We start from the raw sequence: 14,100 nt of genomic DNA on the forward strand, positions 1-14,100 counted from the left end.
CTGTATGTCTCGTGCTGCTTCGGTCACTCGGGTCCTGCGCGGGTCACGCGTCCGCTGAACGCAGTTCCCGCCGGAGGATCTTCCCACTTGCCGTCTTGGGAAGCTCGCGCAGGACCTCCACCTCGCGCGGGTACTTGTAGGCGGCGAGCCGTTCCTTGCAGTACGCGGACAGCTCGTCCGGGGTCGCGTCGGCGCCGGGACGCAGGCTCACGTACGCCTTGACGGTCTCGCCGCGGTAGGCGTCGGGGACGCCGACGACGGCGGCCTCGCGGACGGCGGGGTGGGTGTAGAGGACGTCCTCGACCTCGCGCGGCCAGACCTTGAAGCCGGACGCGTTGATCATGTCCTTCTTGCGGTCGACGACGTAGAGCCAGCCGTTCGCGTCCATGAAGCCGATGTCGCCGGTGCGCAGTTCGCCGTCGGGGAAGGCCTCGGCGGTGGCGTCGGGGCGGCGCCAGTAGCCGGGCACGACCTGGGGGCCGCGCACCGCGATCTCGCCCTGCTCGCCGAAGGGCACGTCGGCGCCCTGGTCGTCGATGATGCGGACGACCGCGTCGGGCCCGGGCACGCCGACGGCGAGGGTGCCGGAGACGGGGTCGACGGGGGCCTCGACGCCGGGCGGCACGGTGGCGCAGGGGGCGGTGCACTCGGTGAGGCCGTAGCCGTTGTGGATGTAAGGGCCGAACGCGGCGCGGAACTTCTCGACGAGCGCGGGCGGCACGGGCGCGCCGCCCGAGGAGATCGAGTCGAAGGACGCGAAGTGCTCGCGGGTGGCCTGGGGCTGGGCGCCGAGCGCCATGAAGGCGGTGGACGGGCCGACGGTGTAGGCGGGCTTGTGCTCGGCGAACGCGTCGAGGACGACGCCGGGTTCGAAGCGGTAGGCGAGGGCGAGGGTGCCCGCGTTGGCGACGCAGGCGACGAGTTCGCAGACCATGCCGGTGATGTGGAACAGGGGCGCGAGCGCGAAGTAGGTGGCGCCTTCGGCGACGCCGAGTCCGGTGCGCTGGCGTTCCGCGTTGTAGGTGATGTTGCCGTGCAGGTTGGTGGCGCCCTTGGGGGTGCCGCTGGTGCCGGAGGTGTAGCTGATCAGCGCGATGTCGTCGGCGGTGAGTTCGCGGTCCGCGGGCGCGGTGTGGCCGGCGCGGGCGACGGTCAGCAGGTCGTCGGCGCCGGCGGGCGCCGGGGTGACGCGCTCGAAGGACAGGACGCGGGTGTCGTCGCGGCTCTGGAGGTCGAGTTCGCAGGCGGTCAGGGCGATGCGTACGGGCGAGTCGGCGGCGGTGTCGCGCAGGTACGCCTCCCAGGCGCGGTCCGCGCAGACGAGGGCGGTGACCTCGGCGTCGTGCAGGACGTGGGCGACCTCGCCCGCCTTGTACATCGGGTTGACCGGGACGACGACGGCGCCGGCCTTGAAGGCGCCGAGCAGGGCGAGCACGAAGTGCGGCGAGTTCTGCAGCATGATCGCGACGCGGTCGCCGCGCTCCAGGCCCCGGGCGGCGAGGTGTCCGGCGACGGAGTCGGAGAGGGCGTCGACCTCGGCGTAGCTGAGGCGGCCGTCGAAGTAGGCGAGGGCGGGGTGGTCGGGGGCGCGGCGCACGGCGTCGGCGAAGGCGTGGACGACGGTGGCGGGCGGGGTGACGGGGGCCTTCTGGGCCTCGCTGAGGACGGCGAGCCAGGGGCGCGCGGCGTAGATCGACTCGGTCACCGGCCGGCCTCCCACTTCTGCTGGATGTGGTTCATGGTGGCGAGCCAGCGGTCGGGGTCGGCGGCGCGACCCGCGTAGTACCCGGCGACCTCGGGGTGCGGCAGGATCAGGAAACGGTCCTCGGCCATGCCCGCGAACAGGGCGTCGGCGACGTCCTCCGGTTCGATGGCGGTGGGCGCGAGGACGAGGTCCCCGGCGGATCCGGCCTCGGTGAGCATGTCGGTGCGCACGCCCTGCGGGCAGATGGCGTGCACCTTGACGCCGCGGTGCCGGTAGGTGAGCGAGAGCCATTCGGCGAAGGCGTACGCGCCGTGCTTGGTGACGCTGTACGGGGCGGCGCCGATCATGGTGAGCAGGCCGGCGGCGGAGACGGTGGAGACGAAGCGGCCGCTGCCGCGCTCCAGCCAGTCCGGGAGCAGGGCCTGCGCGGCGCGCACGTGGGCCATCACGTTGACGTCCCAGGCGGCGGCCCACACCGCGGGGTCCGCGGCCTCGGTGCCGCCGGAGGACAGGCCCGCGTTGGCGCACCAGACGTCGACGGGGCCGCCGAGGGCGTCCCGGGCGTCGTCGACGATCGCGGAGGCGTCGCCGGGGACGGCGGTCGCGCCGATCTCCTCGGCGACCGCGGCGGCCTTGCCGGCGTCGAGGTCGTTGACGACGACGCGGGCGCCGGCGGCGGCGAAGCGGCGGGCGAGGGCGGCGCCGATACCGCCGCCCGCGCCCGTGACGACGACTGACTGGCCCTGCGGACTCTCCACCATCGGTCTCCTTCGGCACGCCGTGACTCAGGTTGCCTCAGCACACTAACCAGTCGGTATGTCGTGGGGAAAGGGGGCGCGGGACACGGATGCGCGCAAGATCCGTTCCCCGGACGGGGTCCGGGGGCTAGCGTGCGGCGAGAGGACCAGACCAGTTCCGGCGATCACGGAGGTGCACGGATGAACGTGTCGAGACGGGTGCTGCTCGCGGCGGGCGCGGGGGTGGCCGGCGCGCTGGGTGCGGGGAGCGGCACGGCGGGCGCCGCGACGGTGGACGGGCAGGGGCGCGGGCCGGGCCTGCGCACCGGTTTCGAGCGGCTCGCGGCCGACGGCTACGGGCTGCTGTCCGGCCAGAAGGTCGGCGTCGTCACCAACCCCACGGGCGTGACCCGGGACGTGCGGCACATCGTGGACGTCATGCACGAGGACGACCGCGTGGACCTGAAGGCCGTGTTCGGCCCCGAGCACGGCTTCCGCGGGACGGCGCAGGCGGGCGGCTCGGAGGGGCGCTACGACGACCCGGCGACCGGACTGCCGGTCTACGACACGTACTTGAAGAGCGGTCAGGCGCTCGCCGACATCTTCACGGCGTCCGGCGTCGACACGGTCGTCTTCGACATCCAGGACGTGGGCGCCCGCTTCTACACGTACATCTGGACGCTGTACGACTGCATGGAGGCGGCGCGGCTCGCCGGCAAGCGGTTCGCCGTCCTGGACCGGCCGAACCCGGTGACCGGCCGCGAGGCGTACGGGCCGGTCCTGCACAAGGAGTTCGCGACGTTCGTGGGCCGCCGCGAGATCGCGCAGGCGCACGGCATGACGGTCACGGAGCTGGCGCGGCTGTTCAACGGCGAGTACCTGGACAAGCCGGTCGAGCTGGCCACGGTGACGATGACCGGCTGGAAGCGCCGCGACTTCTACGACGCCTCGGGTCTGCCCTGGGTGCCGCCGAGCCCGAACATGCCGACCGCGGACACGGCCCTGGTCTACTCGGGCACCTGCCTGTTCGAGGGCACGAACCTCTCCGAGGGGCGCGGCACGACCCGCCCCTTCGAACTCCTCGGCGCCGAGGGCGTCGACGCGCGCTGGGCCGCCGCGGCGAACGAACTCGCGCTGCCCGGCGTGCACTTCAGGGAGGCGTACTTCGCGCCGACGTTCTCCAAGTTCCAGGGAAAGACCGTGGGCGGCGTGCAGATCCACGTCGACGACCGCGAGGCCTTCGATCCGGTCCGCACCGGGATCGCGCTCCTCGTCACCGCCAAGTCCGTCTGGAGCGGCTTCGCCTGGCGCTCCGACAACTGGATCGACAAGCTCACCGGCTCGACCCAGGTCCGCACGATGATCGACAAGGGCGCGACGACCGACGAGGTCGTCCAGGGCTGGCACGCCGAACTGGAGACGTTCCGCGCGGTGCGCCGTCAGTACCTGACCTACAAGTAGGCACCCCGGCAGGAACCCGGGAGGCATCTCAATCCCCGAGACCCCACGTCTCGGGGATTGACTGCATACTGCACCGACCGCGACAGTGCAGCCGTGCTCAAAGACGACCCCACCAGGGAAGAACCAGCCCAGGACGACACCACCGCACCCCCCGAACCGGAGCGCCTGCGACGCGTGGCGGTCGCCAGCTTCATCGGCACGGCCATCGAGTTCTACGACTTCTACGTCTACGGAACCGCCGCCGCCCTCGTCCTGAACGAGGCGTTCTTCCCCAACCTGTCCCCCCTCAACGCCACCTTGGCCTCGTTCTCGACGTACGCCGTCGCGTTCGCGGCCCGCCCGATCGGCTCGCTGGTCTTCGGTCACTTCGGCGACCGGATCGGCCGCAAGTCGGTCCTCGTGGCCTCGCTGCTGCTGATGGGCCTGTCGACGGCGTGCGTCGGCCTGCTGCCCGGCTACGCCACGCTCGGCGTGTGGGCCCCGCTGCTGCTCGTGCTGCTGCGCTTCCTCCAGGGTGTCGGCCTCGGCGGCGAGTGGGGCGGGGCGGCGCTGCTCGCGGTGGAGCACGCGCCGCGCGGACGGCGCGGCCTGTTCGCCGCGTTCCCCCAACTCGGCCCGTCCGTCGGGTTCTTCGCGGCGACCGGCATCTTCTGGCTGCTCTCCGCCTCCCTCTCCGACGACGCGTTCCAGGCCTGGGGCTGGCGGATCCCGTTCCTGCTCTCCTTCCTCCTGGTCGCCGTCGGCCTGTTCGTCCGGCTGAGGATCAGCGAGACGCCCGTGTTCGCCAAGGTGATGGCGGATCAGGAGGCCAGCAGGGCACCGGCCCTGGAGGTGTTCAAGCGGCACCCGAAGGAGATCCTGCTCGGCGCGGGCGGCATGGTCGTCGCGTACGGCCTCTTCTACACCGCCACCACCTACTGCCTGGCCTACGGGACGAAGACGCTGGGCGTGCCGCGCGGCACGATGCTCGCGGTGTCGCTCGTGGCCTGCCTCTTCCTGGCGGCCGGCACCTGGCTCGCGGCGACGCGCTCGGACGCGGGCGGGCGGCGCCGCACGGTGCTCGCCGGCTCGGGCCTCGCGATCGTGTGGGGGCCGGTCCTGTTCCTGCTGATGGACACCGAGCAGCCGGTCCTGATCGCGCTGGCGCTCGGCGGCGCCCTGTTCTGCATGGGTGTGGTCTACGGCCCGATGGGCGCGTACCTGCCGGAGCTGTTCTCGGTCCGGGTGCGCTACTCGGGCGCCTCGTTCGCGTACAACCTGGGCGGTGTGCTGGGCGGCGCCGTCGCGCCGCTGGTGGCGACGCGGCTCCAGGGCTCGTTCGGCTCGTCGTCGGTGGGCTGGTACGTGAGCGCGATGGCCGTGGTCTCCTTCCTGTGCGTGCTCGCGCTGCCGGAGACCCGGGAGCGCGAACTCGGCTGAGGACGCCACGGGAACGGGAAAGCGGCCGGGCGGATGCCCGGCCGCTTCGTCGTCCCGTGCCGCGGTCAGTTCACCGGTGCGCCGGGAACTCGACGACCTGCTGGTACGTGGGCCGGTTCTGCCACTGCATCGAGCGGTGGGAGATCCCGCCGACGGCGCGGTGCACGATGGTGTCCGCGCACCACTGGTCCCCGGCCTTGCAGGTGTCGTCCCCGGGATAGACCTCGGTGGCGGGCTTCGCGACCGCCGTGGCGAGCGAGGCGAGGAGTGCGTCACGGCAGGACGAGAGGTCGCCGGCGCCGCAGTACTTCTTGCCCAGCGCGCCCTTCACGGGCTCACCGAGGACCGCGCGCAGGTCCTTGTCGACGTAGCCCCACCAGCCGTACTGGAACGCGGATCCGGCGTGCGAGCCGGTCGGGCCGTGACCGGCCGACGGGGCCTCGTCGACGGCGAGCTGACCGGTGAGCGCCTGGTAGAGGTCGCCGCCGAGTCCGGGCGCGAACTCGGCCTTCACGAGGAGCGGCCACCACGCGTCCATGATCCGTACGGCGTCCGGGTGGGCGTACGCCTTGGACCCGGCGGAGGTCTGGTTGCGCTGCGCCCCGCCCTTGCGCCAGGCCTCCAGCTGCTGCACGGCCCGGGACAGCGCCGGGTCGGTGATCGGCTTGCTGCGCAGCACCTTGAGGAGTTCGGGCAGGACCTGCTCTCCGCGCAGGTCGGTGACGGCCGCCTCCTCCATCGCCTGGGTGAGGGAGGCGCGGGTGACGCCGCCCTCGGCGGTGAGCTTCTTCACCCGGCCGTCGAGGAGGTCGGCGCGGTGGACGGCGCCGAGGCTGAAGTTGGCGGCGCCGAAGCCCTTGGCCTGCTTGTTGTTCCAGGAGATGTAGTAGTCCTGGTTCACCGAGTGCGGGTGCTCGGCGGGCGGGGCGTAGGCGGCCGTGTTGTCGGCCGGGTCGAAGTCCCGCCACTCGTAGGCCCGTTCCGCCTTCACGGGCAGCGACATGTCGACGTCCTCGGCGCGCACCGGGTTGGCGCCGCTGTTGTAGTACGCGATGTCCCGGGAGTCGGCGTAGAACCAGTTGAAGGCGTAGCTGATGTGCTGGGCCGCCTTCTGGAAGGACGCGGCGTCCTTGACGTAGGACGGGTCGTTCAGCATCTGGAAGCCGATGATCGAGTCGGCCTCGTGACGGTAGGTGGAGCGCAGCGCGGTGTAGGCGACGGGCTTGCCGTCGACGGTGGCGCGGTGCGTGACGACGCCGTACTTCGTGCGGAAGACCTGCATCCGGTAGCTGCCGGCCGCGGTGGAGTCGGCGACGGTCGGCTTCCAGGCGTTCTTCCGCTCCAGCTTCTCCATCGGGGTGCAGGTGCCCCGGTAGACGTAGGAGGTCGAGCCCTTGGTGGGCGCCGAGCCGTCGAGCTCGCACAGGGGCACCGCGTAGGTGTCGGTGATGTCCTGTCCGGCGGAGGTCGCGGACCAGGCGTAATCCTGGCCGCGGCCCAGCTGGATGTACATGCCGACGCCGGCGAAGGAGACGCCGCGGGCGCTGATACCGGGGCCCTGGAGCTCCTGCATCATCAGCAACTGGGGCGCGAAGTAGCCGGTCTGCGGGCCGAACACGGCGACCGGGTTTCCGGACGCGGTGTGCTTCCCGGAGACGAGGAGGGCGTTCGACATGCCCTTCTTGGAGGCCGAGTCGCGGAACATGCCCTCGGGGAGCACGCCGTCGTCGTACAGGCCCTGGAGGGGCTTGAGGCGGGCCGGGGCCTTCACCGGGTCACGGGTGACGGTGCCGGACCGCGCGGCGGTGGCGGCCGAGCCGGTGCGGTCGTGCACGAGGGGCTCGCGGTCGACGGATCCGGGGTCCGGCAGGGCCTGGCCGCGCGCCTTCGCGGGCTTGGCCCCGTAGGGGAAGCGGGTGCCGTCGTGGATGGTGGTGACGGTCTCCGGGTCGTCGCGCCCGCGGAAGGACTCCCAGACCTGGGTGCCCTTCTCGACGCCGTACTTCTGCTGGGCGGCGAGCAGCGAGAGGGCCGCGTCGACCTCTCCCCCGCCGCCGTTGCCGAACAGTCCGCCGACGACGGAGGCCAGGGCGATCATGTCGGTCACCTTGAACGGCTGGATCTCGCCGGCGTTGGTGATCGCGTCGATCTTGCCGGTGAGCACGTACTCGCCGGGGAAGTAGCGGCCCTTCTTGGCCCGGTCGCGGTAGTCGTTGAGCCCGTCGATGTAGGCCTGGGCGTCCTCCATGGCCTGCTTCCCGCGCGCGCCGCCCTTCGTCCTGATGAAGTCGACCTGCTTCTGGAGATCGTCCTCGGTGTAGGGGGCCTGCGGCCAGAACTCCTGCTCGAGTCCCTGGTTCGCGAGGGCGCCGCCCGCGAACGAGGTCAGCTCGCCGCGGCCGATGTGGCGGAACAGGTCGATGAGCCAGAGGCGGTCCTGACCTGCGGCGTAGCCAGCGCCGAACTCTGTTCCGTAGCGCGAGGAACCTTTGATGTGGGGTACGCCGTTCTTCTTGTCACGGGTGATGGTCACGTCCTCCCGGGGACGGGTGACCGAACCGACCTGACCATTCGGGACCCCGAAGGAGGAGTCGTTGAAGAACTGGGAGAGCGTGTCGTCCGTGAGCGACGGATATCCGGACGACAGCGCGTCGTAGGGACCGAGCTGATCGTCGGCGTGCGCGGGCTGGGTTCCGAACAGCTTGTTGCCGAGGATCTCGACGAGCGTCGCGCTGCCGTTCACCCCGGGCGGCAGGATGTCCGCGCACTGGCCCGCGCAGTAGTCGGCCGCGGGGGCGGGTTCGTCCGCGGCGGCCGTCGCGTGCGGGGACAGGAGCCCCGCGGTGAGCACGAGCGCCGCGGCGGCCGTAAGTCTCCGCAGGGGGCCACGGGCCCTCCTGCGCGGGGTGGTGCGTGGGGTGCGTCCTCGCATGCCTGGTCCTCCCGACGATGGTGAGCCGGAAGTTACCGGCGGTAGACCGACCGAAGAAGATGAACATGCGTCACGTTTTCAGGATCACCACAGGGATCACAGAGAGACTCCCCAGACCCACGAGGTGCCGCTGATGGCATCCATCCGGAATCGGATGGATACCGGCGCCCCGAGGAGGGATCCGAATCGCGTGTCGATACGTCTACTCGGCAACGTCGCTTCATGGCTGCGGCGACGCCGACGTACGTGTGACGGAGGTGCAGGGCGATGGCCGGATTCCGGAGTCTGGCAAGACAGGTGCGCGACGCGCGCAACGATCTGGCACTGCGGCGGTACTCACTGCGCAAGTGCCTGGAGAGGTTCGCTCCTTACGGACACCGGGCGACCTGGGACCATCTGTGCTCCCGGGCCGGCTTCGGCCCCGAGGACCGCTCCCCCGACCCGGCCCGCCTGGTCGCGGCCCTGGAGGAGCTGGAGGAGGCGCGGGCCGTGTGGCTCGCGTACGAGGACGACTTCGCCGAGCGGCGGCGCAAGGAGAAGCACGACGGGCTGCGCCGGCCGGGCAGCACGGACGACTGGCACCGGCTGACCTGGGGCGGCTTCGGGGTCGCCTGGTGCGACGACCCGGCCGTCCACCCGGACCAGCCGCTGGCCGACGTGCTGCGCCGGCTGATCGCCGCGCTGGAGCGCGAGCCGGGCCGTGCCTGCCCGGTCTGCGCGGACGACGGCCTGGTCTGGAAGCACGACCTGGCGCACGAGCCGTCCTCGGGACCGGTGTGCACACACTGCGGCATCGTCGTCCCGCGCCCGGTGCTCACCCCGGCAGCCCTCGCGGAGGCCCGGCGCTCCCGGATGCTCGTCTCCGCGTAGGACCGTTCTGCCGCACGGCGCGGCGGGGGTGCGGCCCGGTCGAGGCGCACCCCCGGATTCGACGGCTCCGGGCGGGAGTTCAGCCCGGGATGTGTTCGAGGCGCTGCCGGTCGAGCAGGTACTTCGGCAGGTACGGCTGGTCCCTGTCCAGCGGGAAGTCCATGTCGTGGGCGAGGCAGGCGAGGGCGAGCGGGCCGAGGGCCACGCGCGCGCCGGGCGCCGCCGAGTCGCCCCAGTACCGGGCGTGATGGCCGAGCGCCTCGGCGAGCGCCGTGCCGAAGGCCTCGTGGTCCTGGGTGAGCAGCCGGTGGAACAGGGCGACGGGCTGGTAGTCGACGAGGTCCAGGAAGTCCTTCGGCGTGCGCGTCGACGCCTCGGGGTGCGAGGTCTCCATCGTCGTGACGAGCTTGGTGACGACATCGTCCGTGGGGCGGCGCAGCCAGTGGCTCTGGAGCGTGTCGATCCAGTGCAGGACGTAGTCGTCGACGGGCCCGGCGGCGCGCAGCGTGTCGAGCGGCACCTCGCACAGCCGCGTGGTGCGGTCCCGTTCGCGGGTGACGAGGGTCAGGTAGAAGGCGTCGAGCCAGGCGCGGGCGTCGCCGCGGACCTCGGTGCCGGTGGCGGGGACGGTGTGCTCGGTGTCGCCGAGCATCAGGGTCACGGCCTTGGTCTCGGTGAACAGGGCGGTGCCCAGCTGGAGTGCGGCGACCCACGCGTCCCAGGTCTCGACGCGGTCGGCGTCGGGATCGGCCTCGGCGCTCGCCTGCGCGAGGAGCACCGCGTCGGTGAACGCGTCGGGCAGTCCGTCCGGTGCGGCGTCGAGCGCGTCGACCGAGGCGGCGAGCGACGCGGTGAGGGCGGTCACCTCGACGGGGCGGGCCGTGCCGACGAGCCGTCCGGCGCGGTCCAGGCCGCGCAGCAGCCGCAGGATGTCGACGAGTTCGGCCGGGGGCCGCTGGCTGATGGTCTGGCGCTCGTCGTCGATGACGGTGAGCGAGGTGAGCCGGCCCTCGTGCCACCAGTACACACGCGGCGACAGCGAGCCGGGCCCCTCGTCGTGGGCGCGGACGGCGTACGTGGCCAGGTCGTTGACGGCGTCGACGGCGCTGCCGTCGGTGATCGGGTGGAAGGCGAGCAGGTGCCGGGTGGGCACGACGACGAGGGCGCCCGCGCCGGGCAGCCGCTTCCCGGTGACCTCGGCGGCGAGCTCGGGCAGCAGCAGCGCCTTGCTCGCGACGAACACGGAGTCCCCGTACACGGAGTGCAGGACGGGGTGCCCGTCGAGCCGCACCTCCTCGTGGCGGAACGGCTCGCGCGACAGGTTGCGGCCCGCGGCCTCCCACAGCGCATCGGGGTCGCCGGCCCGCGCCACGTCCTGGTCGTTCAGCAGCCGCACGGTGGTCGGGGCGTCGAGGGCGAGCGCGAGGTTCAGGCCGGGTGCCACGGCGCGCAGGTAGCTGAACTGCCCGGCTCCGTCGGCGGGTACGGCGCCGGGCGCCACGAGTCGCATGCGGGTGCCGGCGAGCAGTTCCTCGGCGCTCTCGCCGCCCTGCGACGCCTCGGCGAGCTGCGCGAACTGCTGCTCGACCAGCTCGGGCCAGGCCTCCTCGGGCGTGACGCGGCAGCGCTGCGCCAGGTTCGTCAGCGGGTGGCGGTGTCCGGCGATCGCCGCGGTGTCCCCTTCGAAGGCGGGCGGCGTCCCGTGCCGCCGCTCCAGGGCAGCGGCGACGAGGCCGCGCAGGCGGTCGGCCTGCGCGGTGGTGAGCACGGGCAGATGAGCGTCAGGCGTGTCGTGTGGTGTCACGGGTCGACTCTACGAGGCGCGCCTCCAGCGCGTCGGCGTCGGCGAGGAACCAGAGTTGACGCCCCCGGTTGGACTCGCGCACGAAGTCGCGCAGCGCGGTGCTCACGGCGGTCCGCTCCTCGATGTCGCCGAGAACGGCGAGCCCCACGCGATAGTTGGCGAACTTCTGGACGACGTCGCCCGCGACCCGGGTGCGCAGCGTGAAGAACGCGTCGCCGCAGCGGTCGGCGGGGACGGCGACCCACTGGGCGCCGGTGAACATGGCGGGGCCGACGAGGTCGGTGGCGGCCCGCTCGCTGTCCAGCGGCGGCCCGTCGGGGTGGCAGAGAAGCACGGGGACTCCGGCCAGCTCGCGGATCTCGTCGGTCGGTTCGCTCATCGTCGTTCCTCCACCGTCAGGGCACCATGACATCGGTCTGTATCGCCATCTTGAACTCGGCGAGGGCCAACGGTACGGCGATCTTGGTGTCCGACGCGCGGGCGCTGATCTTGAGGCCGACGGGGGTGCCCGGGTGGACGAACATCTGCCAGGTGTACGAGCGGTACTGGCCGCCTCCGGTGGCGGAGATGTCCGTGGTGCCGGTCGAGTCGTAGCCGGTGGACTCGCCGATCGGGTCGCGCACGAAGCGGGCCCGGTACTCGGTGGCGCGGTCGTCGGCCTTCCAGAAGACGAGCGCGGACAGGGTGGCCCATCCGTCGTGGCTCGGCCGGATCAGGCCGGAGTGCGGGTCCGGGTAGTCGGGGTCGCCGGCCGGGTCGTGCATCTTCCAGGGGTCGTAGGACTCCTCGGCCGCCGCGTAGGGGAAGCGCACGAGGTGGTAGCCGTCCTTGTCGTACGTGATCCTCTGGGCGCCCGTCCGGGCCGCGTCGTACTTGAGCGAGCAGATCGCGAGGGGCATGGCCCACCACTCCCTTGTCGTCGGACCGGCGACCGTAACAGGGGGAAATCCCGTCGATCCAGGGGGTTTTCGGTCGGCACAGTCGGCCTCGGAGGGCCGGGTCGCGGTCCTTCGTCCCGCGCACGAGTACGAGGAGCCCCGTGTCATGTCGACGCTGCGCGTCACCGCCGAACCCCTGACCGTCCATCCGCACCCGAACGCCGACGCGCTCGAACTGGCCCAGGTGGGCCTGTACCGGGCCGTCGTCGCCAAGGGCGCCTACCGCACGGGCGAGTGCGCCGTGTATCTGCCGGAGCAGTCGGTGCTGCCGGCGGCGCTGATCGAGGAGCTGGGCCTGACCGGGCGCCTCGCGGGCGGGAACGCGGACCGGGTCAAGGCCGTACGGCTGCGCGGGGAGCTGTCGCAGGGCATCGTGTGCCGGCCGGCGGCGCTCGCGGACGTGGACCTGGCGGCGGCCGCCGCGGCGGGCACGGACTTCGCGGAGCGGCTCGGGGTGACGAAGTGGGTGCCGCCGGTCCCGCCGACGATGAACGGCGACGTGGAGTCCGCGCCCGAGCTGCTGCCGTGGACGGACATCGAGAACATACGCCGCCACCCCGACGTGTTCGCGCCCGGCGAGCCCGTCGTCGTCACCGAGAAGCTGCACGGCACGGCCTGCCTGCTGACGTACTGCGCGGACGACGGCCGGGTGCGGGTCTCCTCGAAGGGGTTCGGCGCGAAATCGCTGGCCCTGACCGAGGATCCGCGCAATCTGTACTGGCGCGCGGTGCGCGGCCACAAGGTCGCCGAGGCGGCGGCCCGGCTCGCCGAGCGGCTCGGGGCCAGCCGCGTCGGGATCTTCGGCGAGGTGTACGGGGAGGGTGTGCAGGACCTGTCGTACGGGGCGGACGGGCGCCGGGACACGCTCGGCTACGCGGCGTTCGACGTGTCCGCCGAGATCGACGGGCAGGTGCGCTGGCTGGACGCCGAGGCCCTGCTGAGCGGTGAACTGCCGCTGGTGCCGCGGTTGTTCGCGGGCCCCTTCGACCTTGATCGGGTCCTGGAGCTGGCCGAGGGCCGGGAGACGGTGTCCGGGCGCGGACTGCACCTGCGGGAGGGCGTCGTGGTGCGCCCGGCGGTCGAGCGGCACAGCCCGGTGACCGGCGGCCGGGCGATCGTCAAGGCGGTCAGCCCGGCGTACCTGACCCGCAAGGGCGGCACCGAGTACGAGTGACGGCCGCACGGGCCGCCCCGCCCGCGCTCAGGAGGCCCGGCGTTCGCCGAGCAGCCGGGAGCCGGTGAGTCGGTCGCCGAACACGTCGTCCGGGTTGGACAGGACGCAGGTGTCCAGGGAGAGGCAGCCGCAGCCGATGCAGTCGGTGAGGTGGTCGCGCAGCCGGTTGAGCTGCTTGAGCCGCTCGTCGAGCTCGGCCCGCCAGGTCTCCGAGAGGCGCGCCCAGTCCTCTTTGGTCGGAGTGCGCTCCTCGGGGAGTTCGGCGAGGGCGTCGCGGATCGTGGCGAGCGGGATGCCGACGCGCTGGGCGGCCCGGATGAACGCGACGCGGCGCAGGGTGTCACGGCAGTAGCGGCGCTGGTTGCCGGAGGTGCGGCGGCTGCTGATCAGGCCCTTGGACTCGTAGAAATGCAGGGCGGACACGGCGGCGCCGCTGCGGGCCGACAGCTGGCCGACGGTGAGCTCATGGATCTTCTCCGGAATCTGAGGCACCCGCCCGAGCCTAGTCCTCGGCCGTGGACGTTGTTAGCATGCCGAGAAGACTGAGCAAGCGCTTAGACATACGGACACGGAGGCCACTGAACATGGCGGAGCCGCGGGTTTTCAAGAGTGTCGACGAGCTGAAGGGCGCCGTGGGCGAGCAGCTCGGGTACAGCGACTGGGCCGAGATCACGCAGGAGCGGATCAACCAGTTCGCGGACGCCACGGGTGACCACCAGTGGATCCACGTCGACCCGGAGCGCGCCAAGGACGGCCCGTTCGGTACGACGATCGCCCACGGGTACCTGACCCTGTCGCTGCTGCCGCTGTTCGGCCCGCAGCTGATCACGGTCGAGGGCATGAAGATGGGCGTCAACTACGGGACGAACAAGGTGCGTTTCCCCGCCCCGGTGCCGGTCGGCTCGCGGCTGCGCGCGAGCGCGACGATCACGAACGTGGAGGACGTGACGGGCGGCGTCCAGGTCTCGGTGGCCTTCAGCGTGGAGCGCGAGGGCGGCGACAAGCCGGTCTGCGTCGCCGAGTCGGTCTCGCGCTACTACCTCTGAACCCGCGGGGCGGC

General features: G+C 72.1%; 12 protein-coding genes. 5 read left to right on the forward strand and 7 right to left on the reverse strand.

What is annotated here, in order from left to right:
* Positions 1-43: 43 nt before the first annotated feature.
* Positions 44-1,705 carry a class I adenylate-forming enzyme family protein gene (locus ACZ4E1_RS32085; protein WP_467546127.1) on the reverse strand — a complete coding sequence of 554 codons (1,662 nt, stop codon included), beginning with the start codon at positions 1,703-1,705 and terminating at the stop codon, positions 44-46.
* The gene (locus tag ACZ4E1_RS32090) at positions 1,702-2,466 is read right to left on the reverse strand and encodes an SDR family oxidoreductase (RefSeq protein ID WP_467546128.1); all 765 of its coding nucleotides are present in this window, start codon (positions 2,464-2,466) and stop codon (positions 1,702-1,704) included. The genes ACZ4E1_RS32085 and ACZ4E1_RS32090 overlap by 4 nt, the downstream gene beginning before the upstream one ends.
* A gap of 177 nt (positions 2,467-2,643) precedes the next feature.
* Between ACZ4E1_RS32090 and ACZ4E1_RS32095 the strand changes: the two genes are divergently transcribed.
* Both ACZ4E1_RS32095 and ACZ4E1_RS32100 read left to right on the forward strand, forming a co-directional pair.
* The gene (locus ACZ4E1_RS32095) at positions 2,644-3,903 is read left to right on the forward strand and encodes an exo-beta-N-acetylmuramidase NamZ family protein (RefSeq protein ID WP_467546130.1); all 1,260 of its coding nucleotides are present in this window, start codon (positions 2,644-2,646) and stop codon (positions 3,901-3,903) included.
* Positions 3,904-4,068: 165 nt separating this feature from the next.
* Positions 4,069-5,322 carry an MFS transporter gene (locus tag ACZ4E1_RS32100; protein ID WP_467546337.1) on the forward strand — a complete coding sequence of 418 codons (1,254 nt, stop codon included), beginning with the start codon at positions 4,069-4,071 and terminating at the stop codon, positions 5,320-5,322.
* Positions 5,323-5,392: 70 nt separating this feature from the next.
* Here ACZ4E1_RS32100 and ACZ4E1_RS32105 read toward each other — a convergent pair whose 3' ends face one another.
* On the reverse strand, positions 5,393-8,254 hold the full coding sequence (locus ACZ4E1_RS32105; protein WP_467546131.1) for a penicillin acylase family protein: 2,862 nt from the start codon (positions 8,252-8,254) through the stop codon (positions 5,393-5,395).
* 267 nt (positions 8,255-8,521) lie between these two features.
* Here ACZ4E1_RS32105 and ACZ4E1_RS32110 point away from each other — a divergent pair, with 267 nt between their 5' ends.
* A complete protein-coding gene (locus ACZ4E1_RS32110; RefSeq protein ID WP_467546133.1) occupies positions 8,522-9,124 on the forward strand; it encodes a hypothetical protein in 603 nt (200 codons plus the stop codon).
* 79 nt (positions 9,125-9,203) lie between these two features.
* On the opposite strand, the gene ACZ4E1_RS32115 is transcribed toward ACZ4E1_RS32110, so the two are convergent.
* The 3 genes from ACZ4E1_RS32115 to ACZ4E1_RS32125 are packed head-to-tail and all read right to left on the reverse strand — an operon-like array spanning position 9,204 to position 11,827.
* Positions 9,204-10,928, reverse strand: a complete 1,725-nt coding sequence (locus ACZ4E1_RS32115) for an immunity 49 family protein (RefSeq protein WP_467546135.1) — start codon at positions 10,926-10,928, stop codon at positions 9,204-9,206.
* Positions 10,906-11,307: a DUF4180 domain-containing protein gene (locus ACZ4E1_RS32120; RefSeq protein WP_467546136.1), complete on the reverse strand. Its 402-nt coding sequence runs from the start codon at positions 11,305-11,307 to the stop codon at positions 10,906-10,908. The genes ACZ4E1_RS32115 and ACZ4E1_RS32120 overlap by 23 nt, the downstream gene beginning before the upstream one ends.
* A gap of 16 nt (positions 11,308-11,323) precedes the next feature.
* The gene (locus ACZ4E1_RS32125; RefSeq protein WP_467546138.1) at positions 11,324-11,827 is read right to left on the reverse strand and encodes a hypothetical protein; all 504 of its coding nucleotides are present in this window, start codon (positions 11,825-11,827) and stop codon (positions 11,324-11,326) included.
* A 145-nt stretch (positions 11,828-11,972) separates the two neighbouring features.
* Between ACZ4E1_RS32125 and ACZ4E1_RS32130 the strand changes: the two genes are divergently transcribed.
* On the forward strand, positions 11,973-13,040 hold the full coding sequence (locus tag ACZ4E1_RS32130) for an RNA ligase (ATP) (RefSeq protein WP_467546140.1): 1,068 nt from the start codon (positions 11,973-11,975) through the stop codon (positions 13,038-13,040).
* 27 nt (positions 13,041-13,067) lie between these two features.
* Here the strand turns inward: ACZ4E1_RS32130 and soxR are convergent, their stop codons facing one another.
* Positions 13,068-13,532 carry a redox-sensitive transcriptional activator SoxR gene (soxR, locus tag ACZ4E1_RS32135; protein ID WP_467546142.1) on the reverse strand — a complete coding sequence of 155 codons (465 nt, stop codon included), beginning with the start codon at positions 13,530-13,532 and terminating at the stop codon, positions 13,068-13,070.
* A 92-nt stretch (positions 13,533-13,624) separates the two neighbouring features.
* Between soxR and ACZ4E1_RS32140 the strand changes: the two genes are divergently transcribed.
* Complete coding sequence (locus ACZ4E1_RS32140; RefSeq protein ID WP_467546144.1) at positions 13,625-14,086, forward strand: MaoC family dehydratase; 462 nt, start codon at positions 13,625-13,627, stop codon at positions 14,084-14,086.
* Positions 14,087-14,100 lie beyond the last annotated feature (14 nt).

The organism is Streptomyces sp. NPDC025806, assembly GCF_055558275.1.

Excerpts from the sequence above, each read along its gene's own strand:
- ACZ4E1_RS32090 (WP_467546128.1), bottom strand. The coding sequence starts at position 2,466 with ATGGTGGAGAGTCCGCAGGGCCAGTCAGTCGTCGTCACGGGCGCGGGC.
- ACZ4E1_RS32095 (WP_467546130.1), top strand. The coding sequence starts at position 2,644 with ATGAACGTGTCGAGACGGGTGCTGCTCGCGGCGGGCGCGGGGGTGGCC.
- ACZ4E1_RS32105 (WP_467546131.1), bottom strand. The coding sequence starts at position 8,254 with ATGCGAGGACGCACCCCACGCACCACCCCGCGCAGGAGGGCCCGTGGC.
- ACZ4E1_RS32110 (WP_467546133.1), top strand. The coding sequence starts at position 8,522 with ATGGCCGGATTCCGGAGTCTGGCAAGACAGGTGCGCGACGCGCGCAAC.
- ACZ4E1_RS32120 (WP_467546136.1), bottom strand. The coding sequence starts at position 11,307 with ATGAGCGAACCGACCGACGAGATCCGCGAGCTGGCCGGAGTCCCCGTG.
- ACZ4E1_RS32125 (WP_467546138.1), bottom strand. The coding sequence starts at position 11,827 with ATGCCCCTCGCGATCTGCTCGCTCAAGTACGACGCGGCCCGGACGGGC.
- ACZ4E1_RS32130 (WP_467546140.1), top strand. The coding sequence starts at position 11,973 with ATGTCGACGCTGCGCGTCACCGCCGAACCCCTGACCGTCCATCCGCAC.
- ACZ4E1_RS32140 (WP_467546144.1), top strand. The coding sequence starts at position 13,625 with ATGGCGGAGCCGCGGGTTTTCAAGAGTGTCGACGAGCTGAAGGGCGCC.